Annotated in this window: 29 protein-coding genes and 1 tRNA gene; 17 read left to right on the top strand and 13 right to left on the bottom strand. The window is 31.0% G+C overall.

The features are described 5' to 3' along the window. The first annotated feature begins 8 nt into the window (after positions 1-8). The 3 genes from sppA (at position 9) to ACYQ19_RS05080 (ending at position 2199) form a co-directional block, all read left to right on the top strand. Positions 9-911, top strand: coding sequence for a signal peptide peptidase SppA (sppA, locus tag ACYQ19_RS05090; RefSeq protein ID WP_459978349.1), 903 nt, complete (start codon positions 9-11; stop codon positions 909-911). Continuing rightward, positions 908-2080 (top strand): UDP-N-acetylmuramoyl-L-alanine--D-glutamate ligase, encoded by a 1173-nt coding sequence (murD, locus tag ACYQ19_RS05085; protein WP_459978348.1) that lies wholly within the window; start codon positions 908-910, stop codon positions 2078-2080. Before sppA ends, murD begins: the two co-directional genes overlap by 4 nt. Positions 2081-2123: 43 nt before the next feature. Continuing rightward, positions 2124-2199 (top strand) — tRNA-Phe (locus ACYQ19_RS05080). A gap of 118 nt (positions 2200-2317) precedes the next feature. Here the strand turns inward: ACYQ19_RS05080 and ACYQ19_RS05075 are convergent. Further along, positions 2318-4390 carry a hypothetical protein gene (locus ACYQ19_RS05075; RefSeq protein ID WP_459978347.1) on the bottom strand — a complete coding sequence of 691 codons (2073 nt, stop codon included), beginning with the start codon at positions 4388-4390 and terminating at the stop codon, positions 2318-2320. A gap of 113 nt (positions 4391-4503) precedes the next feature. Here ACYQ19_RS05075 and ACYQ19_RS05070 point away from each other — a divergent pair, with 113 nt between their 5' ends. Continuing rightward, on the top strand, positions 4504-5019 hold the full coding sequence (locus ACYQ19_RS05070; protein WP_459978346.1) for a formyltransferase family protein: 516 nt from the start codon (positions 4504-4506) through the stop codon (positions 5017-5019). A 1-nt stretch (position 5020) separates the two neighbouring features. Here ACYQ19_RS05070 and ACYQ19_RS05065 read toward each other — a convergent pair whose 3' ends face one another. The 9 genes from ACYQ19_RS05065 to ACYQ19_RS05025 all read right to left on the bottom strand — a co-directional run bounded on the left by ACYQ19_RS05065 (position 5021) and on the right by ACYQ19_RS05025 (position 12341). Next, on the bottom strand, positions 5021-5311 hold the full coding sequence (locus ACYQ19_RS05065) for a hypothetical protein (RefSeq protein ID WP_459978345.1): 291 nt from the start codon (positions 5309-5311) through the stop codon (positions 5021-5023). Between the two features lie 61 nt (positions 5312-5372). Continuing rightward, positions 5373-5960, bottom strand: a complete 588-nt coding sequence (locus ACYQ19_RS05060) for a uracil-DNA glycosylase (RefSeq protein ID WP_459978344.1) — start codon at positions 5958-5960, stop codon at positions 5373-5375. 111 nt (positions 5961-6071) lie between these two features. Further along, a complete protein-coding gene (locus ACYQ19_RS05055) occupies positions 6072-6254 on the bottom strand; it encodes a shikimate kinase (protein ID WP_459978343.1) in 183 nt (60 codons plus the stop codon). Further along, complete coding sequence (locus tag ACYQ19_RS05050; protein ID WP_459978342.1) at positions 6241-6741, bottom strand: shikimate kinase; 501 nt, start codon at positions 6739-6741, stop codon at positions 6241-6243. Before ACYQ19_RS05050 ends, ACYQ19_RS05055 begins: the two co-directional genes overlap by 14 nt. Next, entirely contained in the window at positions 6728-7303 is a 576-nt protein-coding gene (locus tag ACYQ19_RS05045; protein ID WP_459978341.1) for an AMIN domain-containing protein, read from the bottom strand. The genes ACYQ19_RS05050 and ACYQ19_RS05045 overlap by 14 nt, the downstream gene beginning before the upstream one ends. Next, the gene (locus tag ACYQ19_RS05040) at positions 7300-7548 is read right to left on the bottom strand and encodes a septum formation initiator family protein (protein ID WP_459978340.1); all 249 of its coding nucleotides are present in this window, start codon (positions 7546-7548) and stop codon (positions 7300-7302) included. The genes ACYQ19_RS05045 and ACYQ19_RS05040 overlap by 4 nt, the downstream gene beginning before the upstream one ends. A 37-nt stretch (positions 7549-7585) precedes the next feature. Then, a complete protein-coding gene (eno, locus tag ACYQ19_RS05035; protein ID WP_459978339.1) occupies positions 7586-8851 on the bottom strand; it encodes a phosphopyruvate hydratase in 1266 nt (421 codons plus the stop codon). Next, entirely contained in the window at positions 8852-9904 is a 1053-nt protein-coding gene (recA, locus tag ACYQ19_RS05030) for a recombinase RecA (protein WP_459978338.1), read from the bottom strand. 67 nt (positions 9905-9971) lie between these two features. After that, entirely contained in the window at positions 9972-12341 is a 2370-nt protein-coding gene (locus ACYQ19_RS05025) for an EAL domain-containing protein (RefSeq protein WP_459978337.1), read from the bottom strand. 115 nt (positions 12342-12456) lie between these two features. On the opposite strand from ACYQ19_RS05025, the gene ACYQ19_RS05020 reads away from it, so the two are divergent. From ACYQ19_RS05020 to ACYQ19_RS05005, 4 genes are read left to right on the top strand one after another with little or no spacing between them, the layout of a single operon-like run. Beyond that, positions 12457-13323, top strand: a complete 867-nt coding sequence (locus ACYQ19_RS05020; protein ID WP_459978336.1) for a menaquinone biosynthesis family protein — start codon at positions 12457-12459, stop codon at positions 13321-13323. Next, positions 13320-13796, top strand: coding sequence for a type II toxin-antitoxin system PemK/MazF family toxin (locus tag ACYQ19_RS05015; RefSeq protein WP_459978335.1), 477 nt, complete (start codon positions 13320-13322; stop codon positions 13794-13796). Before ACYQ19_RS05020 ends, ACYQ19_RS05015 begins: the two co-directional genes overlap by 4 nt. Then, entirely contained in the window at positions 13786-14052 is a 267-nt protein-coding gene (gene fliQ / locus ACYQ19_RS05010) for a flagellar biosynthesis protein FliQ (RefSeq protein ID WP_459978334.1), read from the top strand. The genes ACYQ19_RS05015 and fliQ overlap by 11 nt, the downstream gene beginning before the upstream one ends. Positions 14053-14061: 9 nt before the next feature. After that, positions 14062-14844 (top strand): UDP-N-acetylmuramate dehydrogenase, encoded by a 783-nt coding sequence (locus ACYQ19_RS05005; protein ID WP_459978333.1) that lies wholly within the window; start codon positions 14062-14064, stop codon positions 14842-14844. On the opposite strand, the gene ACYQ19_RS05000 is transcribed toward ACYQ19_RS05005, so the two are convergent. After that, complete coding sequence (locus ACYQ19_RS05000) at positions 14838-15794, bottom strand: DUF475 domain-containing protein (RefSeq protein ID WP_459978332.1); 957 nt, start codon at positions 15792-15794, stop codon at positions 14838-14840. The genes ACYQ19_RS05005 and ACYQ19_RS05000 overlap by 7 nt on opposite strands. Positions 15795-15802: 8 nt before the next feature. Further along, positions 15803-16876 (bottom strand): transcription termination factor NusA, encoded by a 1074-nt coding sequence (gene nusA / locus ACYQ19_RS04995; protein WP_459978331.1) that lies wholly within the window; start codon positions 16874-16876, stop codon positions 15803-15805. A 151-nt stretch (positions 16877-17027) separates the two neighbouring features. Here nusA and ACYQ19_RS04990 point away from each other — a divergent pair, with 151 nt between their 5' ends. The 7 genes from ACYQ19_RS04990 to ACYQ19_RS04960 are packed head-to-tail and all read left to right on the top strand — an operon-like array spanning position 17028 to position 21690. Continuing rightward, complete coding sequence (locus ACYQ19_RS04990) at positions 17028-17258, top strand: HP0268 family nuclease (RefSeq protein ID WP_459978330.1); 231 nt, start codon at positions 17028-17030, stop codon at positions 17256-17258. Positions 17259-17266: 8 nt separating this feature from the next. After that, complete coding sequence (gene miaB, locus ACYQ19_RS04985; RefSeq protein WP_459978329.1) at positions 17267-18535, top strand: tRNA (N6-isopentenyl adenosine(37)-C2)-methylthiotransferase MiaB; 1269 nt, start codon at positions 17267-17269, stop codon at positions 18533-18535. A 53-nt stretch (positions 18536-18588) separates the two neighbouring features. Further along, the gene (locus tag ACYQ19_RS04980; RefSeq protein ID WP_459978328.1) at positions 18589-18987 is read left to right on the top strand and encodes a hypothetical protein; all 399 of its coding nucleotides are present in this window, start codon (positions 18589-18591) and stop codon (positions 18985-18987) included. Continuing rightward, positions 18959-19768, top strand: a complete 810-nt coding sequence (locus ACYQ19_RS04975) for a tyrosine-type recombinase/integrase (protein WP_459978327.1) — start codon at positions 18959-18961, stop codon at positions 19766-19768. The genes ACYQ19_RS04980 and ACYQ19_RS04975 overlap by 29 nt, the downstream gene beginning before the upstream one ends. Further along, positions 19759-20628: a hypothetical protein gene (locus ACYQ19_RS04970; RefSeq protein WP_459978326.1), complete on the top strand. Its 870-nt coding sequence runs from the start codon at positions 19759-19761 to the stop codon at positions 20626-20628. Before ACYQ19_RS04975 ends, ACYQ19_RS04970 begins: the two co-directional genes overlap by 10 nt. Next, positions 20621-21127 (top strand): hypothetical protein, encoded by a 507-nt coding sequence (locus tag ACYQ19_RS04965; RefSeq protein ID WP_459978325.1) that lies wholly within the window; start codon positions 20621-20623, stop codon positions 21125-21127. Before ACYQ19_RS04970 ends, ACYQ19_RS04965 begins: the two co-directional genes overlap by 8 nt. After that, on the top strand, positions 21124-21690 hold the full coding sequence (locus ACYQ19_RS04960) for a hypothetical protein (RefSeq protein WP_459978324.1): 567 nt from the start codon (positions 21124-21126) through the stop codon (positions 21688-21690). The genes ACYQ19_RS04965 and ACYQ19_RS04960 overlap by 4 nt, the downstream gene beginning before the upstream one ends. On the opposite strand, the gene ACYQ19_RS04955 is transcribed toward ACYQ19_RS04960, so the two are convergent. Then, positions 21660-22772: a BaiN/RdsA family NAD(P)/FAD-dependent oxidoreductase gene (locus ACYQ19_RS04955; protein ID WP_459978323.1), complete on the bottom strand. Its 1113-nt coding sequence runs from the start codon at positions 22770-22772 to the stop codon at positions 21660-21662. The two genes, ACYQ19_RS04960 and ACYQ19_RS04955, sit on opposite strands and share 31 nt — an antisense overlap. 43 nt (positions 22773-22815) lie before the next feature. Here ACYQ19_RS04955 and ACYQ19_RS04950 point away from each other — a divergent pair, with 43 nt between their 5' ends. Together ACYQ19_RS04950 and ACYQ19_RS04945 are read left to right on the top strand one after the other, a co-directional pair. Next, on the top strand, positions 22816-23181 hold the full coding sequence (locus tag ACYQ19_RS04950) for an acyl-CoA thioesterase (RefSeq protein WP_459978322.1): 366 nt from the start codon (positions 22816-22818) through the stop codon (positions 23179-23181). Then, on the top strand, positions 23168-23494 hold the full coding sequence (locus ACYQ19_RS04945; protein ID WP_459978321.1) for a YraN family protein: 327 nt from the start codon (positions 23168-23170) through the stop codon (positions 23492-23494). The genes ACYQ19_RS04950 and ACYQ19_RS04945 overlap by 14 nt, the downstream gene beginning before the upstream one ends. The last annotated feature ends 90 nt before the right edge of the window (positions 23495-23584 follow it).

Here is a 23584-nt window from a genome sequence, read left to right as displayed (position 1 = left end):
GGAAAAACATGTTTGAAGAAAATGAAAAATTAAAAGCCGAACTTAAAATATTTAAAATAAAAGCCGTTAAAGAAAAAGTGATACTTTTTGGCGTTATTCTTTTAATTTTGGCTGAACTCGTGGCACTGGGCGTTTTTTTAAAAAACACATTAAGTCCAAGCGTTCCCGTAACCAAACCTTACGTAGCCGTAATTAATATTAATAAAACAATTACTATAGATTACATAAATAAATTAATCAGCAAAATGGATAAATTAAAAAAAGACAAAAACTGCAAAGAGTTTTTACTTATATTTAATACGCCTGGTGGCAGTCCCAGTGCAAGTGACGAATTTAACTCTTATCTTAAATTTTTAAATAAAAGTAAAAAAGTAAACGTTTACGTAGAAAGTATGGCGGCCAGCGGAGGATACTACATTATAAGCGCAATCAAACCGATAGTGGCAAACAAAAACGCTGTAGTCGGAAGCATAGGCGTGATTATGCCTCATTTCGTAATAGGGAAACTTGCAAAAAAAATCGGCGTGGAAGAAGACGACATTGCGGTAGGAAAATATAAAAAGCCTGTTTCGTTATTTAAAAAAACCTCACCAGAGCAAAAAGAATATATTTTAAAAAACCTGTTACTTCCTACTTATGAAAATTTTTTGCAAACCGTAGCAAACGACAGAAATATATCAGTTGATAAATTAAAACAATATGCCGATGGTAAAATTTTTATCGCTACAAAAGTTAAAGGAATTCTTGTAGATAAAATATCATCTCTTATCGAATATAAAAACGAAATTAAAAAAAGACTAGGGGATATCGAATTTGTAAATATAAACCTTGATAAGAAAAAATTCCCATATTTAAACATTAAATTAGATTCAGACATTGGGGAAATGTTAAAAGGATATCTGCATCAATGAAATCTCTGTTTGGGTATGGAATTACGACAAAGGCAATAGCAAAAACCGGCGGGTGGCACATATTTGACGATAAATTTGAAAAAAGCTCATTTGACAGATACGGAAACAAACTTTTACCTTCAAACGAATTTAATCCCGACAAATCAAAACTTGAAATAACATCACCGGGAATTCCTCCAACCCATCCTCTAATAAAAAAAGCAAAAAACCTCATAAGTGAATTTGATTATTTTTACGAAAAGTCGCCCTTTCAAATATGGGTCACCGGAACAAACGGCAAAACCACAACTACACAAATGATATATAACTTATTAAAAGAACACAATGCAAATATAGGCGGAAACATAGGAATTCCTCTGGCAGATCTGAAAAAAGATGCAAACTTCTGGGTTATTGAAGCGAGCAGTTTTCAGCTTCATTATACCAAATACGCAAAACCCAATATTTTTATCATACTTCCTTTAAAAGAAGACCATACATCATGGCACGGCGATTTCGAAGAATACGTAAAAGCAAAAATCTCCCCTTTAAAAAGAATGACGGAAAGAGACGTGGTAATAATGCCAAAAAACCTTGATACCGATACCAAAGCATTTAAAATTTTATACGAAAACGAAAAAGATTTAATAAAATATTTTGATTTTAAAAACACTTATTTTGAAACTCCTTTTTTACTTGACGAACTTCTTGCAAAAGCGGTTTATAAAATCCTTTTTTTAAAAGAAAAAAATTTAGAAAACTTTAAAATAGATCCCCATAAACTTGAAGAGTTTAAAGATTCAAAAGGAAGGCTTTGGGTGGATGATTCAAAAGCCACCAATATCGATGCCACAATTAATGCTTTAAAAAGATATAAAAATCAAAAAATCTACCTTATTTTGGGCGGGGATGACAAAGGACAGGATTTTACATCTTTATTTGAATATATGAGGAGTTTGGATATTAAATTATTTATAATAGGTGCAAAAACGGATATTTTGAAAAAAATGGCTTTGAGTTACAATTTGGATTTTGAAATTTCTAAAACTTTAGAGCAAGCCATAAGAGCAATAAAAAAAATACACACTATCAATTCAGTTGCTTTATTAAGCCCGGCATGTGCCAGTTTTGATCAGTTCAAAGGTTATAAAGAAAGAGGGGAAATTTTTAAAAAACTTGTTTTATTATAATTTAAGCATATTTTAAGATTCGTTTAGTATAATTTCAGTCCTTGCCCAGGTAGCTCAGTCGGTAGAGCAAGGGACTGAAAATCCCTGTGTCGGCGGTTCGATTCCGTCCCTGGGCACCATTTAAACATTTTTTGTTTAGTGCCAGACACTAAATATTTATTTCCAATATATTAAAATATTTATACTTTAAATTTCTTCAACAATTTTATTTTTTAAAAATCAGACAAGGGGAAAACCTTATCTGAATACTGGAGTAAATACTGGAACTTTTGGTGTATTTTTTGGCTGCTGTTGAGTTTTTGCTGGTGTCATTTTAACATTCAATTTAATAAATTTAAATTGACTTGCTGGAATTTTATATTTATTTTTAGGCGTTTCTTTTCTTCCATTATAATTTAATGGTTTTCCATTTAAAAAGTTGATTAATATTCTTGGTTCATATGCTAATCTTGGATCTCTCCATCTATCAGCAGCTAAATCTTGTTTTGATACCAAGTTAAGAGTAATATCTTTTACACCTACTTCACTACAACCACATCTTTCATCATGTTTTCCTTTTCTATCAAGTTCGCATTTTATATATTCAAGCACACCTTTTCCGTTTCTTATTGTTACCTGTCCTCTTGAATTTTTATGTGTAACCCTATAATCAATTAAACCTTGAACCGGTTCTCCCCTAAATCCGATTCTGTCAAAACCGCTGGCAGGTTTTGGTTCTCTATACATTGGAGATTTGATAGGATTTATAGGATTAAATGCACACGTATTAAGAGGTCTTGATTCATCCATATATTTTTGAGGATGAGTTAAATCAAAAAGTGTTAAATCCAAACTTAAACCAAATCCTGATTCACCTTTTTTAGTTCTTACAACTAAAGGCATTCCTTTATACTGACTTCTTTTCCATTCAATTTTCGCAACTTTTAATATTGCTTTTAACCTGTTTCTATCAGCTTTAAATTTTAAAGCCGCAACAACTCTCATAGGATTACCACCTGTTTCCGTATCACCAGCTACAACTTCAAATCCTGAAGCACTAGCCGTTTTTAATGCTGTGCTTATTTTTCCGTCAAATCCACCCAAGTTATCCAATACAATCGGTGTATAACAATCCTGCACATATCTCTCAGGCATTACTTTATCTTCAATATTCAAAATATTTCTTCTATCTCTATAATAGATTGCAAGCTGTTCACATCTATTAGTAAAGTTTTCATTACATTGTTTTGCAGCTTTTAATAAATCATTGAATTCTTTAAGCCATGCATTTTTATATCTTTTAATTGCATTTACTCTGTATTGTTTTTTTCTATTAGTTGTTCCCAATGCAAAAAATTTCTGGGTTTTTGGATTAATAACAAAATCAGCATCCTTCATTGCAGCTTTTAAATCCCATAAAGTATTTACGAAATAAGTCATATAAGTTTCTTTCGTATCACCTTGTAATATGTCGTTAAACGGATAATCGGCAAGCATTGAATAAGGTGCAATTATGTATTTCACTCTTTTTTTATATTTTTCACTTGCTGCATTATAAAAACGTTTTGCAAATTTTTCAAATTCATCAACGGTTGATGGTAATTCAGCTGTAGTTCCTGTGCTATATGTGTGAACTTTAAAATTACTAACACCAAATGTGCTCATTGCCGCTTTTTTAATATCAACATTCGCATTTACATCATAACTTACGCTTTTAATTCCAAGACCTGTTTTTGATGCAAATTCCATTGATTGTTTTAATGTTTGATTTTGAACACTAGCTGTTCCGATAAATTCTCTACCTTCTTGTATTCCTATTACAAATCCATCCCCACATCTTTGCCTAAATTCCGATACTTTATTTTGTTTAAGAAGTTGTTTTGCTTGCGGTGTTAATTTTACATATTCTATTCTTACGAATTTAGGTGCATCATAAAAATATGAATAAGCATATAACGTTACACTATAACTGCTGCTTTCGGTTTTTTGAAGCAAACTTGTTTTATTATTCGCTTTATAAGTTGTAGCACCGCTTAATGCCTTTAATGATATATCGGCACTTATATTTGTATTTTTGGTAATTTCTGAAGTCGTTTTAGTCCACCCAAAATTCCAATCCTGCTGAGGGCCTATTCCACCTTCATATAAATCCATCTTCACTATTTCAACACATTTACCCGTATACATCTTTCTATGAGTGTCGTAACCCGTTCCGTAATCTACCGCTCCTTCAGTTGCATCAAGTGTCAAAAAATCTACAGCCATATCTGCATGTGCCATTCCAACCATGGATACCAGTGCAGCCAAAACCATTGATAATTTAAATTTCATAGCCGCTCCTTTTTATTAATCTTGTATTAATTATACATTATTTTATAATTATTTGCAAATTAATCAAATTTTAAATTATGATTGTGTTAAAATTTCACTAAAAAAGGCTTGTTTTGAGAAAAATAGTAGTGTTTTTTGGAAAAGGCGGAAGTAATTTTTTAAATATTCTCAATCATCAAACCAATTATAAAGTAATTATGGGAATAACAAATAAAGAAAATTCATCTGTATTAAAAGAAAAAAATCTGCCACCAATTCTTATCAGCAAAGACCATATAGAAATATTTGAAAAACTCAAAGAATTAAATCCCGATTTAATAGTTTTAGCAGGTTATATGAGAATTATTCCTAATTATATAATTAATGAATTTAAAGGAAGAATTATTAATTTACATCCAAGTATTTTACCGGAATTTAAAGGATTAAACGCAGATAAATTATCTTTTGAATCAAAAAAAGCATGCGGAATTACAATCCATTATGCAGATGTTGAACTTGACAGCGGTGATATTATTTTACAATATCATATAAATCCATATAAATACAATAACTTTGAAAATTATTATAAAGAATTAAAAAAAGCCGAACATAAATTCCTGCCGGCCGTGATAGAAATGCTTTGTGATTAAATTATTTTAACTTAATTATTGTCCCCATTCCGTAATAATCCATAACAGCCTCACCTTTTTCATTTGTAGCAGGTGTAATAGTAACGGTTATGTTTTTTACACCATCCGCTTCCATTTCCGCAGCTTGTTCTTGAAGCATAATAATAACCTGTTTTACAGCATCAGTCGGAAGGACATCTTTATATAATCTATTTTGCTCAACTCTTACACTTCCATATGCAATTGTAAAACTTTCATGCGGTTCTTGAATTTCACCAAAACTTAAAATCTGTTCATTTATTTCTCTAGCCATAGTCATCCTTTTTTTTGGTTTATTATATTAAAGCCTAAGATGAATGTAAAGCATTAAAGTGTCAAATAAGTGTTTTTAAATTTTTAAAAAACATTTCTAAAGATTCTCTTATATCTCGGCGGTTAAATGCCAGAGGTGAAGGATGGAAACACACCCCTATTTTATATCCGTTTATATCATAAACCCCACATTTATTTAAATTTCTCACTTCCTTAGCCCATGGAATATATGAAAATGCTTTAATAGCTGAATTACCAAGTAATAAAATTAGTTTTGGCTTTACGATTTCTATTTCATTTTCTAATAATTTTGCACCTATTTTTAACTCAGAGGCTTTGGGAGTTCTATTTTTATTGTTTTCATAAGTCCTGAAAGGAAAAGCGTTGGTAATTAAAAAATCACTTTTTCTGTTTAAACCGCTTTGTTTGATTAAATATGCAAGATTCTCTCCGGCTTTTCCGACAAATGGCTGCTTAAATTTAACTTCATTTGCACCCGGTGCTTCACCAATTATCATAATCGGATTGTCTTTTTTTTCTGCAATATAAGGGTCATATACATCTGTAAAGTCAATTTTTTCGTTTAAATGGGCTTTTATATATTTACTTCTACTTTTATAAAAATCCAATAATTTTTCTTTCCAGCTCATTGCATCTCCATCAAATTTTTATAATTATACCAAACATAAATAAAAGTGTCTGGCACTATCATATAAAATAAAGTCAACTTTATTGTTTTTATTTAAATAAGAACAAAAAAATTAAGCTTTAATGTTTAGATTCATCCCTTTCCCTGTTGATGAAGCTGCCATTTCCTCTATTTTTTTGGTATTTTCAAAAGTTTTTTCCAAGATACTGCCTAATACATTTTTAACAACATCTTGGGCTTTTTTTTGAACATCAACCTGAATAGCAGTATGAAGATTTGTATTATTTACCTGCACAATATTCCTTTATCGTTTTTATCGTTTTTTGTAAATCATCATTGATTATTGTAATATCGGCTAAATCTGAATATATTTTATCCCTTTTTTCAAAAAGTTCTTTTGCCTTTTTTATATCTTGAAAAAGAGGCCTTTTTTTAATCTCTTCATCAGTCATTCTTTTTAAAATATCTTCAAAAGAAACCTTTAAATATATTACTTTTCCCGCCTCTTTAATTTCGGGAATATAAACCGGAAACCCACCGCCGACAGAAACTATTGTATTTATTACATTTTTTTTAATCCATTCAAAACATTTTTTTTCCATTTTTCTAAAAGACTCTTCACCCTCTTTTTCAAATATTTCATTTATCGTTTTGTTTTCGAAACTTTCAATTAAAATGTCAGTATCCAAAAAATAGGTATTTAATTCTTTTGCAAGCATTCTTCCGATTGTGGATTTGCCGCTTCCCATAAATCCTGTGAGGATTATGTTACTGGATTTCAATTTTTATACCTTCGTTGGTTTTAGTAAGCTTATACATATATTTTGCATCGAAATAAATAACAACTCTGTAATAGCCGTTGTGATTTCCTACTATTACTTTTTTTATAAACGATTTTTTCAAAAATTTTTTAATCGTTAAAAAATCCGCATCTTTTTTGAAGTCTAAAACTATCCTAAAAGGTTTCACAAGAAAAAAATGCCTGAGTAATTTATCTTTTGTTTGAATAAAAATTTTTTTATTTTTTATATACATAGTAAACAGATTTAAAAAATTCAATTCTTCCATTGGAAAATTTTGCGGTTTATGGGAAATATAAATCGGTTTATGAAAATCTATATGTTTATTTATTTGCACTTCTTTTTGTTTAACATCACCGCTTACGCTTTGATAAACAAACACAATTTTTTTAAGAATTCTTGCATCACTCGGAAGCGTTACTTTTGTTTCTTTAAAATATTGAGGGTTAATAACAATTGTATTTTGTGGTTTTATTACAGGTTCAAAAGGATTGATTCTGGCAAATAAAAAAGTGCAAATAAATAAAAATAGTAATTTTTTCACTCTCCACCTTGTAATTCTTTTAATTCAAAATACTCTTTTTGAAGCTTTTCGTTTTTTTTCTTTAAATTTCCAACATGAGTTTGTAAAGATTTATATTCGTTTTGTAAATCCAAAAGTCTCATATACGATCTGCTTCCAAAAAGAAGATCATATATATAAAATGCAAATAAAAAAGCAGCTATTATTACAATAATAATTTTATAGTCTATTTTTCTTTGTTGATGTAAATCGTCAAAATCAATCATCAATTAACTCCGATGAAAAGGAAAGACCTCTCATCGATTAAAATAGATCTTTTCCGATGTATTCTGCACCGGCGATACTTCTTGCAATTTCAAGAAGCCTATTATATTTTGCGTTTCTTTCACCTCTTGCAGGTGCACCCGTTTTGATTTCCCCACAATTTAACGCAACCGCAAAATCTGCAATAAACGCATCTTCACTCTCACCGCTTCTGTGGCTCATTACGGTTTTGTAATTGTTTCTTTGAGCAAGTCTAACCGTCTGCATAGTCTCACTAACGGTTCCGATTTGGTTAGGTTTAATTAAAATTGCGTTCGCAACGCCAAGTTCGATACCTTTTTGAAGAATTTTTTTGTTTGTAACAAACAAATCGTCACCTACAAGCTGAATTTTATTACCAAGTTTATCAGTAAGAATTTTCCATCCTTCCCAGTCTTCTTCAGCAACACCATCTTCAATTGAAACAATCGGATACTTATCGCAAAGATAAGCATAATAATCAACTAATTCTTCTGCACTTAATGTTTTATTTTCACCGGCCAAAACATATTTTCCGTCTTTATAAAACTCACTGCTTGCTGCATCAAGCGCTATTGTAATTTGTTCACCAGGCTTATATCCGGCTTTTTCAATAGCTTTAATAATATACTCAATTGGCTCTTCGTTGTTTTTGAAATTTGGCGCAAATCCACCCTCATCACCAAGTGCAGTATTATGCCCGTCCTCTACAAGAAGTTTTTTTAATGTATGATATATTTCGCTGCTGGCTCTAAGAGCTTCTGCAAAATCCTCAAAACCTGTTGGCATAATCATATATTCCTGTAAGTCCACATCATTATCCGCATGTGCTCCGCCGTTTATAATGTTTAACATAGGGGTCGGAAGAACAAGTGCATTCGCACCACCCAAATATCTAAAAAGCGGCATATTAAGTGAATTTGCCGCAGCTCTTGCCACTGCCATAGAAACACCTAAAATAGCATTAGCCCCAAGTTTTGATTTATTATCAGTCCCGTCTAATTCCAACATTACATTATCAATTTCAGCCTGATCATAAGGACTCATTCCGATTAATTCGTTAGCAATTAACGTATTTACATTTTCGCATGCTTTAAGAACGCCTTTGCCAAGAAATCTATCACCTCCATCTCTAAGTTCAAGAGCTTCGTTTACACCTGTGCTAGCACCGCTTGGAACAATTGCACTTGCTCTGCTTCCATCACTTAAAGTTACAGTGGCTCTAACCGTAGGATTTCCCCTTGAATCCAAAACCTCATCAGCAAATATGTCTTCAATAAATACCATTTACTCTCCTTTTAAATTTAATTCGTCTTCATTTTTTTCTATTGCTTCAATCATATGTGAAAGTTCTACGCCTAAAGCGTCTTTGATTTTTTCTTCAATTTCCTGGGCAAGTTCCGGATGTGTTTTTAAATATTCTTTTGCGTTTTCTTTTCCTTGGCCAAGTCTTGTAGCGCCGTAACTAAACCACGCCCCACTTTTATCAATTATGTCAAGTTTTACACCATAATCCAAAAGCTCACCTTCTCTACTTATACCTTTTCCAAACATAATGTCAAATTCGGCAATTCTAAATGGAGGCGCTACTTTATTTTTAACGACTTTTACTTTTACTCTGTTTCCGACTTCTTTATCCGCCTGTTTAAGAGTCGCTATTCTTCTAACATCAAGTCTTACAGACGAATAGAATTTCAGTGCATTACCGCCTGTAGTCGTTTCCGGGCTTCCGTATCCCATCATTCCTATTTTCATTCTTATCTGGTTGATAAATACAACGGTAGTGTTCATTTTATGAATAGCGGCAGTCAGTTTTCTTAAAGCCTGAGACATAAGTCTAGCCTGAACACCAACCTGAGCATCCCCCATGTTTCCTTCAATTTCTGCTTTTGGTGTAAGTGCGGCTACTGAGTCTATAACTATAATATCAACAGCACCACTTCTTGCAAGCGTTTCAACTATTTCAAGAGCCTGCTCACCATAATCAGGTTGTGAAACTAAAAGGTTATCAACATCTACACCAATATGTTTTGCATAAATAACGTCAAGTGCGTGCTCCGCATCTATAAATGCGGCAATACCGCCCTGTTTTTGAGCCTGAGCTATAATTGAAAGAGCCAAAGTAGTTTTACCACTACTTTCCGGTCCATAAATTTCAGTAATTCTACCTTTTGGAATACCACCGATTCCAAGCGCCAGATCAAGCCCAAAACTTCCTGTAGGAATTGCTGCGATCGGTTCTATTTCCTTATCACTAAGCTTAACCAAAGAGCCTTTTCCGAACTGCTTGTCAATCTGTTTCATTGCAAGTTCGAGTGCTTTTTGCTTATTCGCATCCATATAAATCCTTTTTATAAATATTATGCAATTATATCAAATGTTGATATATTATTTTTTAATAAATTATTTAGATTTCGTCAATATTTTTGGGTTTACTAAAATAATACCCTTGAAGATAATCAACCCCCAATTCTTTAAGAATTTCAGCAATTTTTTCGTTTTCAACAAATTCCGCCACCACTGACAATTTAAATATTTTAGCCATATTTGTTAATGCTTTTACAAGTTTATAATTATTTATATTGTATTCAATATTTTTTATTAAACTACCATCGATTTTTAGTATCGAAACAGGAAGCTTAGTTATTAAATATGCTAAATTACTATGTCCGCTTCCAAAATCATCTATTGCAAATTCAATATCAATATTATGTAAAAATATTAAATAACCCATCAACTCTTCATTATGTAACTCTTCATCTTCCAAAATTTCAATTATTAATTTTTCCGCAACATTATATTCGTCAATTTTTTCAATCAAAAATTTTCTAAATTGTTCATTTGAAAGTTCAAACGCTGATAAATTTATTGAAAATTTATAATTTAATTTACTAAATTTTTGAAAACATTTTTCAATCATTATCTTTTGAAGATCGAAATATTGTCCTGTTTTTTTAGAAATTTCCAAAAAATAATATGGGGTATAAATTGTTCCATCATATTCTATTCTCATTAAACACTCATACTTTTCTGTTTTAAAAGTTTTACTATTCACTATTGGCTGCACAAAAGGAATTATTTTATCTTCTTTAATTGCTTTTTTTAAAATATTTTTCCATTTTATATTGTTTTCAAATTCCTTAACAATTGGCAAACTATCATTATAAATCACTATTTTTTTAGTTTTATCACTTTTTGCATATTTTAAAGCCATTTCCGCTTCTATTAAACTTTCACCCATTCCAGCACTCATTGTTATTTCTATTTCAGTTCCATCATCAACTACAAATTTATATGTTTCTATTTTTTTTATAGCTGTTTGCACTCTTTTTTCAAGTTTATTCAAATCTTTATCAACAAAAGCAAACTCATCCGCAGGCAATTTATACACCTTGCCGAAATTATTTAACATTTCACCAACTTTACATAAAACTTCATCACCTATTTCTAAGCCGTAAAAATCATTAATTTCTTTAAAGTAATCTATATTCAATATTGCAACATATTTATATTTTTTAAGATCGGAAATAAGTTTTTCCCTGTTCGGAAGCCCTGTTAGAGAATCAATTAAAAAGTTTTCTAAAAGTTCTTGCGTTTTTTTGTCAACTTCTTTTTGCAGATTACTATTTAATGTTTTTAATTTCTCGTTTTTCGTTTGAATTTTATTCTCATAATTATCTATTATGGATGATAGCAATTTATTTTCGTATTTTGTAAATAAAAAAACTACAATTAAAAATAATATTGAAATTATTATATAAAAAATAAAAATATTTTGTAATTCTTGTTTTATTTGTTTCTTTTTGTTCAAAATTAATGTATTTATTTCATTGATATAAACCTCACCAATTATCATCCAGTTAAATGGCTTATAATATTTTAAAAAAGAAACTTTCGCACTATATTTATTGTTTAATTTATTATTAAATTCAAAGCAGTTTAAAAATCCTTCTCTTTTTTTAATTATAGATTTAAAACATAATTTAATTTTTTGAAGACGATCTTTTGACTTTATCACCTCAGTTATATATTTACCTTCCAATTCCGGTTTTATAGGAACTGCAACAAATTTACCGATTTTATCTTTTATATTTAAAATTTCTATTATTGTTATATAACCATTATTAAATACGAACTTAACTTTATCTACCATTTCAATTACGGAATGTTTAATGTTTTTGTCAATTGATGCTTTTAAAACAGCAATAGTCATAAAATACTCTTTTGTATCTAATTCATTAACAAATGTTGTCCCTTTTATATACAAAACTCCTTTTGAAGTTTTCAAAATAAAAAAATTACCTCTTTTAATTAATTTATCTTTCAGTTCTTTAAAAAACAGATTCTTTTTTAATTTTTCGTATTTATTAAACTTTGCAAATATTTTATCACCTTTAATATCACCCATTACTATTATAAATTCAGGATGTTTTTTGGCAAATTGAGTTAATATATAATCAAAATTTTGAGGAGACTCTTTTTTTAAAATTGACACAAGAAAAGACAAACTTTCTTGAAGTTTGTTTAAATATTTTCTATTTTCTTTTATATTTATTTGGTTTATGTAATTAATCAAATTATCAACTTGGTTTTTTATAATGGTTTTTTTAGTGTTTATGAATTCTTTTTTAGTATATTCGATCTCTGAATTTAAAGAGGTTTGTATAATAAAATATACAACGGCGAAACTAATAATTGCAAAAAATATTATAATTGAAAATATAGATAGAAAATTAATTTTAATAATTTTATTTTTAAAAAGTTCCGCCCCTCTCACTTTTCATCCTTTTTAACAGATAATATCAATTATACTATTATTTATTGTTTAGTAAAAGTTTTTATAATCAAAAAACAGCATTATGATATAATTTTCAAAAAAAGGTGTAATATTTATGAAAAATCTAACAATTGCCCACTCACCAGATGCAGATGATATTTTTATGTATTATGCTATTAAATTTGGTTGGATAAGCAATAACAAATATAATTTTAAAAACATTGCGGAAGATATTGAAACACTAAATCAAAAAGCCCTAAAAAACATATATGATATAACTGCTATAAGTTTTGGTGTATATCCTTTCATAAAAAATGAATATGCCCTGCTAAAAACAGCTGTAAGTTTTGGGTATGGCTATGGTCCTAAAATTGTCAAATTAAATGGTAAAAAATTAAAGCCCAATTTTAAAGTAGCCCTAAGCGGTGAATATACAACAAATGCACTTATTTTTAAAATTGCTTACCCAAAAGCTAAAATTATTTACAAAAATTTCCTTGAAATTGAAAATGCCGTTTTAAACGGCGAAGTTGATGCCGGGGTATTAATACATGAAAGTATATTAACATTTGATGAAAGACTGGAAGTTGAAAAAGAACTTTGGGACATATGGCGTGAACTTGCCGGTGAAATTCCCCTACCTCTTGGAGGAATGGCTATAAGAAGGTCAATACCTCTGCTCGATGCAATAGAACTTGAGGATATTTTGACAAAAGCCGTTGATGTTGCAAACAGACACAAACATATTTTAGCCAATATGCTTCTTGAAAGGAATCTGGTAAGGGTAGATAGCAAAACACTTGACAAATACTTATCTCTTTACGCAAACGACAAATCCATATCCCTTGATGATGAACAGATAAATGCAATTAATAAACTGTATGAAATAGGCTATAAAGCCGGTTTGATTCCACAAATAAAAGACATAAGGGAATATATGATTCCAAAAGAGTATAAAAATCTTAGATTTAATGAAAAATGAAAAACGTTAAATATCAAGAGTGGCTTAAAAGAAACGAACTGGCACTAAAATGCAAGCCAAGAACGCAAAGGGCAAGTTATATTGATTTTTTTGAGGGTGAATTTAAAGGGGAAAAAGTTCCGGAATTCAAAAGAGGTGACATTTATTTTGCAAAACTGACCCAAAGCGCCAAAATAAGACCATTCCTAATTTATCAAAACGATTATTTGAATAAAGCATGTTTTGAGGGCTTGTATCACACTGTCGTGGTATTACCGCTTTCTGGACAGATATTGGGCGGTGATTACAGGATTTTGATTAAAAAAAGGGATTTAATGAGTAAAGACAGCGAAATAGTAGCCACCGCAATTGGTATAATATCAACAGGGAAAATCATTTTTTCAAAAGGGCTTGTTACAAAACTTACAGATGAAGAAATGAAACAAGTAGATGAAGCTGTTATGAAAGTATTAGGAGTAAACATTGCAATCTGAAATCATAGCTCTTGCGGTTCAGACACTTAAACTTGCGCTTTTATTGGCCTTACCTGCATTACTAGTGGGAATGATTATAGGTTTATTGATTTCGATTTTTCAGGCAACGACTCAAATAAATGAAATGACTTTAAGTTTCGTTCCGAAAATTCTGGCAATAGCCGTGGTTCTTATTTTTACGATGCCGTGGATGCTAAATGAAATGATTGACTTTACAACGTATGTGTTTAAACTTATTCCTACTTTTCTTAGGTAGAGGTAAAATTTGAATACAAAAAGTTATAAAATCATTGATTTTTCAAAATATTCAAGTATCAAAATAGGACCCAAAACAAAAGTAAAATTAATCAGCGATCAAAACTATAACAATGAAATTTTAATAGGTAAAGCTACAAACACCCTTATTTCTCCAAATGCTAACAATTTAGCCGTTTTAGACGACAGATACAAATATATAAAAATCAAAAACGGATATCTTTATGTCGGAGCAAAAACCAACAATCAAGTATTTTACAATTTTTGCAAAAAGCACAATATCGGAGGATTTGAATTCTTAAGCAAGCTTCCCGGAAGCATAGGCGGAAGCATAAAAATGAACGCCGGCGTTAAAAAGTATGAAATTTCAAACAATCTGTTGGCGCTAAAAACATTAAGCGGCATAAAAGAAAAAAAAGAATTTGAGTTTAATTACAGATATTCAGACATAAATGAGCCTGTTTTTGAAGCCGTTTTTGAAATTAAAGAAGGATTTGATTTAATTCTTGACGAAGAACTTAAAAAAATGCGCTCAAACCAGCCTAAAGAACCAAGCTTAGGGAGTGTTTTCAAAAACCCCAAAAACGATTATGCCGGAAGATTAATCGAAGCAGTCGGAATGAAAGGGATGCAAATAGGCGGTGTGAAAGTAAGCGAAATTCATGCCAATTTTTTCGTAAATACAGGAGACGGAACTTTTGAAGATATGGTTAATCTAATCAAAGAAGCCAAAAAAAGGGTTTTTGAACATTTTGGAATTAAACTTCAAGAAGAAATTAAAATAATCTACTGATTTTCGTATTTGGAATGTAAAAATGCAACTATAAGAAGCCCAAGCCCGATTGTCCCGGTAAGCACTTCACCAATATGCATAAAAATTTTTAAAAGCATAATAACCGCGAGCACCCCTATTGCGTAATGAGCCCCGTGCTCTAAGTATTTGTATTCACTTAAAACGCCTTTTTCAACCATCCATATCGTAAGGCTTCTTACAAACATTGCCCCGATTCCAAGCCCTATCATAATTATAAATATATTTCCGGTAATTGCAAAAGCACCTATCACACCATCAAAACTAAAACTTGCATCAAGTATTTCAAGATACAAAAATCCCATAAGCCCGTTTTTGGCACCTTCTACGGCAAATGCCTCGTTAATTCCATTAAGCAGGGAATATGTAAGCATTCCAAGAAGATATGCAATCCCTATTTCATACGATCTAGAATCATAAATTACAATAATTCCGATTATCGTGGCTACGATTAACGAAATATTATTTACCCGACCCAGTTTTTCGGCATATCTTTCTACAGGTTTTATCCATCTAACCTCTTTTTGCTCAAATAAAAAATCTGTAAATACAAGCCACAAAAACGCACCACCGAATGCATAAATCAGATTTTCACTTTTAAGTAAAACTTCATGATACTGCTCTGGATGGTTTATTGCTATGTTTAATGTCTCTATAATTCCAATATTTGCAGCAATTGCAACTATTAATATGGGGAAAATAAACCGCATTCCAAAAACGGCAATTACCATTCCCCATGTTAAAAATCTTCTCTCCCACACTTTATCCATATCTTTTAAAATTTTTGCATTAACAACAGCGTTATCAAAAGAAAGGCTAACTTCCAAAATAGCTAAAATCGCCGTCAGATAAACGGCACTCCAGCCATCAATAAAAAAAGAAAGCCCAAGTCCTATCGCTGCTATTATGAAAGAAACATAAAAATAACGCATTAATTTCCTTATATTTTAAACAAGTTTTCAAGTTTACTTGTGTCTTTTGATTTTTCTTCCGCGTCTTTAAGTTCGATTTTGTATTTTGTAAGCATTCCGGCAAGCGTAATGTTTATTCCGTTTTTACCTATTGCTTTTGCTTTCTGGTCAGGGTCAACTTCTACAACAGCAAGCGCTTTATCCTCATCTACATGAACATTTTTAACTATTGCCGGTGAAAGGGCACGGGCAATGAAAATTTCAGGTTTTGGAGAATACTCTATTACGTCAATGTTTTCCCCGTTTAATTCATTTGAAACGGCATTGATTCTAACCCCGTTTTTACCGATTATCGTTCCGATTGGTTCAACTTTAGGATTGAGCGAACTTACCGCCACTTTACTTCTAACACCAGGAATTCTCGCACTTGTGTGTATTTTAATAATTCCGTCCCTTACTTCCGGAACCGCAGATTCTATGAGTTTTTCCAAAAATTTAGGGTTCGTTCTGCTAAGCTCAATCGTAATACCCCTGTTTGTATCGAAATGCACATATTTTAAAAGGGCCTTTAAAACATCGCCTACTTCAAATCTTTCACCTTTTATTCTGTTTCTCATAGGCAATACGCCTTTAACGCCGTCAAGTTCCACCCACGTGTTTTCTTCCGAATCCACTTTTATAACTTCACCGCTTACTATAGTATTGAGTTTTGAGATAAGTTTTCTGTAAATTTCATTTTCAAGAAGTCTTGTAATCTCTCTTTCAAACTCCCTTTGAAGGGCCATTGCACCGCTTCTTCCGAGTTTACCAAGGTCGAGTTCAACTTTCAGCTTATCCCCTATTTGCGCATTAGGGTCAAACTCTCTTGCTTCGTCAAGATAAAAATACTTCTCAGGTTCTTCCAAAGCCACATCGTCGTTTCTAACCTCAAAAATCTGATAAATTTTAAGCTCTCCGTTTTCAATATCAACCTCAACGTCAATATCGCCTAAAACTTTTTTGGCGGTTTTAATGATAGAGCGTTTGAACGCCTCTTTTACTTCATCAAAATCAAGCCCTTTTTCATTAGCTACAAGTGATAATAAATCTAATACTTTTTCCACGTTTTTCCTTTTTTAGTTAGTAGTGGGCAGTGATAGTAGGCGGTTATAAAATAACATATTGAAAAACCACATACCACTCACTACATACTACCCACTTTTTTAGTTATAATTTTACAAAAATTTTTGCTAAAATAATAATAAAAGGATTACAATGACTTTAAAACTTATCAGCACTGATAATAACATCATAGAAAAAAGTTATGAAGAGTTTTTAAAAGAGATAAAGCCGAATTCATTCTTTTATTTTCACAAAGACACTTCATACAAAGATCTTAAAGATTTAATAGACAAACTTGAAAATGATGGATATTCCGTTTATTTCAGAGAAGTAAAATACGGCCTTGACGAAGGCGCGTATATGTATGAACTTCACATAATTTAAGGTCAAACTTGAAAAAACTCTACATAGAAACGTTCGGATGTCAGATGAACGTTAAAGACTCCGAACACATCATAGCAGAACTATCAGACGAATACAAAACTACCCAAAATCCGCAAGAGGCGGATTTAATCCTTCTTAACACCTGCTCGGTGAGGGAAAAACCGGTTGCTAAACTTTTTTCGGAACTCGGTGCTCTTAAAAAGAAAAACCCAGATGCAAAATTCGGTGTTTGCGGATGCACGGCTTCTCATATGGGTGAGGAAATTATAAAAAGAGCCCCTTATGTTAGTTTCGTTTTGGGTGCCAGGAATGTCAGCCGCATAAAAGAAGCCCTGAACACACCAAAAGCGGTAATTACGGATATAGATTATGATGACACCACATATATTTTTAAAAACACAAGAAAAAACCCTTATAAAGATTTCGTAAACATAATGGTCGGATGCGATAAAAAATGTTCATTCTGCATAGTTCCAAAAACAAGAGGGAAAGAACTCTCAATTCCGATGGATTTAATAATTAAACAAATCCAAAATTTAGCCCAAGAAGGCGTAAAAGAGATAACTCTTCTTGGACAAAACGTAAATAACTACGGAAAAAGATTCAGTGTAGAGCATCCTAAAGTAGATTTTACGGATCTTTTGAGGGAAGTAAGTAAAATTGAAGGAATAGAAAGAATAAGATTCACATCCCCTCATCCCCTGCATGCCGACGATAGGTTTTTAGACGAATTCGCAAACAATCCCAAAATCTGCAAACATATTCATTTTCCTCTTCAAAGCGGCAGCAGCAAAATACTTAAAGCTATGAGAAGAGGATATACAAAAGAGTGGTTTTTAAACAGGTGTGAAATAATAAGACAAATTCCTGATGTCAGCATTACTACTGACATTATTGTAGGATTCCCTGGTGAGAGTGAAAAAGATTTTGAAGAGACAATGGAAGTATTGGAAAAAGTAAGGTTTGAGCAGATTTTCAGTTTTGTTTATTCGCCAAGACCCCTAACCGAAGCTGCCCAAATGCCTAATCAGGTAGATAAACAAATTGCAAAAGAAAGACTTTTAAGACTGCAAAAAAGACACGGCGAAATACTTGATGAAATTGCAAAAAATCAAATAGGCAAAATTTATAAAGTTTTAATTGAAGAGCCCGGAATGGGCAAAAGTGATAACTTTTTTACGGTTAAAATACCTGAAAATGATAAATACTTGGGCGAAATTGTCGATGTTAAAATAACAGAGGCTAACAAACACACACTAAAAGGGGAGGTAATATAAAAAAGTTACTCTTTTTTCTTGGTATAATTATTATCGGATTTGTGCTATATTTTATGCTTAACGATTCATACCGCCTTTCATTGGAGGCGAGGTATTATTTTGAAAACGGAGAATACAACAAAGCATATGAAAAAGCTAAAGAAGCTTATATATTAGATCCGTATAATAGAATGGCTTTTACCGTTTATACTCAATCACAAATTGCAAAAGAGTGGGAAAATTTTTTAAATGACGCAAACAGATATTTTAAAGAAATAGAAAATATAGCAAATAAAGAAAACTTAACCGATAAAGAGCGGCAAAAAGTTAAAATAATGCTTGAAATTCTGTTGGACGAATACAGAAATTTAAAGCCGTCTCTTTTGATAAGTGACGAACTTAAATCAAAAGCAAAACAACAATACGAAAAGGCAAAAAAAATTTATGAAAAAGTTTTTGCAAAAAGAGATTAAAAAATTCCTTGGCTTTGTTAAAAAAACTAAATCCCCAAACACTTATAAAACATATGAAATAGTCCTAAATGAAGCAATTAACTTTATAGAAATAGAACACAACATTATAGACATCACCCCTTACAGACTTCATATAGCAAACCTCAACAAAAAAACAATAGCCAAAAAAGTTTCAGCCCTTAGAAGTTTTTTTGAATTTTTGGAAACTGAAGGTCATAAATTTAAAATTGTAGGAGATGAACACATAAAAGTTCCAAAAACCCTGCCTAAACCCGTAAGTATGGAACATATCAAAAAAGCCCTCCAGTCAGCCACAATGGATGAATATCTGGCTATTATAGTTATTTTTTCACTGGGACTTCGTATCAGTGAGGCGGCGGGAATAAAACTTAGTGACATTAAAGGCGAATGGATAGAGATAAGGGGGAAAGGCGCAAAAACAAGGATACTTCCTTTACATCCTAAATTAAAAGAATTTATTGACAAATACCTTGAAACACATCCAAAAAAAGATTTTCTTTTTGAAAAAGAAGGCATTCCTTTAGGTGCAGACAAAATAAGGTATTTAATTCAAAAAGCGTTCAAAAAGCATGGAATCCACGTAACTCCACACCAGTTGAGACACTCGTTTGCAACTTATATGCTCCAAAACGGGGCGAGGATAAACGATGTAAGTGAACTTCTAGGACATGAATTTATATCAACCACACAAATATATACAAAACTCAGTAATTCATTAAAACTTCAAAATTACCTGAAGGCACATCCGCTATGTTCTTGAAAAATTTAATATTTAAGCCAAACCTTATAGCGTTTTATAAAACTGAAGGAAAATATAAACTCTTAAACGAACAATATAAAAAAAATAAAATAATTTTCAGCGAAACAAAAGAGTTTGAGAATAAAAAAGATTTAAAACAATACATAGATGCAGTAATAGAAGACAACCCTCAAACTTATGTGTCTTCATTCATAGCTTCACAAAATCAGGGTATAGTTCCTTCTTGTGACAAACACAAATATAAAGAAGTCGGAATAGATATTGAAAACATAAAAATTGTCTGTATTAATAATAAATACTCATTTTACACAACATTATACGAACTTATGGAAATAAAAAAAGAGTATCCTTTTATTGATTTTCTATATTCCGTTTTTGCAATAATAGATCAAAACTCAACTCTCAGACACAACTCTTTATATATTTTATCCACAGAAGAATTTTCTTATATTCTCATATACCAAGATCACATTCCGGTTTTCGGTGATATTTTCGATACGAAAGAAGAACAGACAAACGAAGAAGAAGATATTGAAGATATAAGTGATATGGATATTGTGGAAGATTTTGATGAAACCCTCGATGAAGATATCGAAAACATTGAAGAACCGGAAATAGAAGAAAATGAAAACATCGAACATTTAAATATTGAATCCAAAATAATTGATCATGTAAAAACTGCTTTAAAAGAATATTATGAAAACGGCGGTGACTTTATTGAAAAAATTTTTATTTTTGATACCATAGGTATAGAAGAAAATATAACCGAAATGATTAATGATGAAATATTTATTGAAAGTTCTTTAAATAAAATTAACATTTTAAAAACATTAAATGAAATAAGCAGGAAAAATGTATAGTTTCACAACGCCAAAACCAAAGCCATTATTAAAAGAAGATACAAAACTATGGCTTGTCTTTATAACAATTTCAGTTGTTTTGTATATTTCTTTTGCTTTGTTTCTTGAAATTAAAACAATTCTTTACAACAAAGACATTGAATCTTTTAACAAAGAAATAATTGCGTTAAAACAAAAAATTGCAAAAATAGATTCTCAAAAGCAGTTTATTTACAAACAAAAAACTCTTTATGAAGATATAATGGTTAAAAACTCTCTTATGAAAGACAGCATTAAAAACCTGCTTGATTTAATTCCAGACCCAATTACATTAAGCAGTATTTCATTTGATAAAAATAAGCTTATAATTTATGGTGTAACACCAACACAGGATATATACAATATGCTTATGTTACCTCCTCTTGAATCCATATTTACAGAAACAAAAACTTATTTTTATCAAATGAGCAACGGATGGTATAAATTCAAATCAGAAAATTATCTGAAAGAAAAACAATGAAAAAACCAAAAATTTCTTTAAAAATACCTAAAGTAAAAATTTATGGAATCGATGTTATTAAAAATTTCCTTTTTTTTACATTTTTTATAATATTGACACTTGTTTTTATAGCTTTTATAATCTCACCTGCCATTAACTCTTTTAAAAAATCAAAAAAAGAGTATTATCAAACTAAATATACTTTAGAAATCACAACAAACCAATACAAAGAAAAACTAACAGAACTGAAAAAACTGCAAAATTCTAACAGAAAAATAATAAACGCTTTAAAAAGAGATTTTGATGAAAATAATTTTAAATTGTTTGCTTCAAAATATATGAGTGTATCATCGATAAAAGAGGTTAACTCAACCGAATATAAAAGAGATTTTATAAAAACAACATATATAATGACTTCAAAAATAAAATCACCTAAAAATTTCTACGATTTTATCGACGCTCTTAAAAACTACAAATCCGTATTAAGGGTTTATTTTCCTATAGATTTCATCAAAAACAAAGAAAACATCGATCTTACATTAAAACTCGAACATTATAAACTCAAACCCAAAAAAGCAGAATAAGCACTGCTGAACGCCCACTGAAAATTATATCCTCCAAGTTCACCCGTAACATCCAAAACCTCTCCTATAAAATAAAGTCCTTTTACTTTTCTGGATTCCATAAATTCGTTTATTTCTTCCGTATCTACACCTCCTTTGGTTACTTCCGCCCTTTCAAATCCGAATGTTCCGGCAGGTGCAAACTCATAATTTTCCAAAAGTTTAAGATTTTCAATCTCTTTTTTGCTTAAAAACATAACTTTTTTGTCCTTGACGGAAATATGATTTAAAAACTCTTTTATAAAAGCTTTCGGAAGCGGCAATTGAGAGATTATTTGCTTATGTCTGTTTTTTAAAAAATCTTCAACCTTCTTTCCGGCTAAAAAATCGATCTTTATCTTACCCCTCTCCCAGTATAAAGAAGCATTTAAAATAGCGGGTCCCGTAATCCCTCTGTGGGAAAACAGAATGTTTTGAACAAATGTTTTATCATTAACCGACACCGACGCTTTAAAAGATATGCCGCTTAGTTTTTTAAACCAAGCTTCGCTTGGCTGAACACTCAACCCTACCAATGCCGGTTTTAAAGGTTTGATTTTATGACCGAATTTTTCCGCTATTTCATACCCCTTCTCACTTGCCCCGAGCTTTTTAAAACTTTTACCGCCGAGCGCCACTACAACATTTTTGGCTTTAAACACACCCTTATCGGTAATTACATTGAAGCCTTCTTTCACGTCTATTATTTCCGTATTTAACAAAACATCGCATTTTGGCTTTAAAGCGTTTAATATATCTTCGGAACTTTTAAAAAAATACTGCCCCTTTTTTAGCTCATAAACTTTCAATCCTTTGTTTTTGATCCATTTTAAGAGCATTTTATTATCTGCCTTTTGAAGGGCTTTTTTTACAAACTCGCTTTTTGGGTAGTAATTTTCAAAACCAACTCTTTTATTGGTGATATTACATTTACCGCCGCCGCTAATTTTGATTTTTTCACCGGTTTTTGAATTATGTTCTACTATTAAAACTTTTTTACCCCTTAAAAAATCCGCTAAAAAAAGACCACCGGCTCCGCCGCCCAGAATTATTACATCATACAATTAAGACCTTTTTGATAGAATTATATCATTGAAAGGATTAAGAATGAAAAAAAGAATTTATTATGATTCTACAGACGCCGGGGGAATTGTATATCATACTGAATATATAAAATTCTGTGAACAGGCAAGAAGCGAAATATTTTTTAAACACAACATATTTTTTGAAAATGAAGGATATGTTGTAACGGATTTAAAAGCAAAATATATCTCATCCGCAAAGCTTGGAGATATTATCGAAATAAAAACCAAAATCTTAAACTACACAAAAATTAGGGTTAACATATATCAGGAAATTTTTAAAGACGAAAAAAAGATATTTGAACTGGAAGTAAACGTAGCGTTCATTAAAAATGGAAAAATAACAAAAATCCCTCAAAAACACATAAAGATTTTCAATGAATACACGTAAAATAGGCAGTATAGCAGAAAAAAAAGCTTGCGAATATCTTAAAAATAAAGGTTATAAAATTATTGAAAGAAATTTTTATACAAAATTTGGGGAAATTGACATTATCGCATTTAAAGACGATGTTTTTCATTTTATTGAAGTCAAAAGTGGTAAAACATTTGAACCCATTTTTAATATAACGCCTTCAAAATTAAAAAGAATAATTCGTTCAGCAGAAGTTTACATAAAACAAAATAGAATCGATTCCGCCTTCTGTATCGATGCTATCATCGTCAAAGACGGAATCGATCATTTCGTCAATATCTCTTTTTAGAAAATCTAAAAAGGAGAAAGGATGAAAAAGGGGGGGGATTAGAATTATAAATCATAAACATTAAATTATTGTTAAATTTGTCAGATTTAT

The sequence above is a fragment of the Nautilia lithotrophica genome (assembly GCF_054656815.1).
This window is presented reverse-complemented; position numbering and strand designations above follow the sequence as displayed.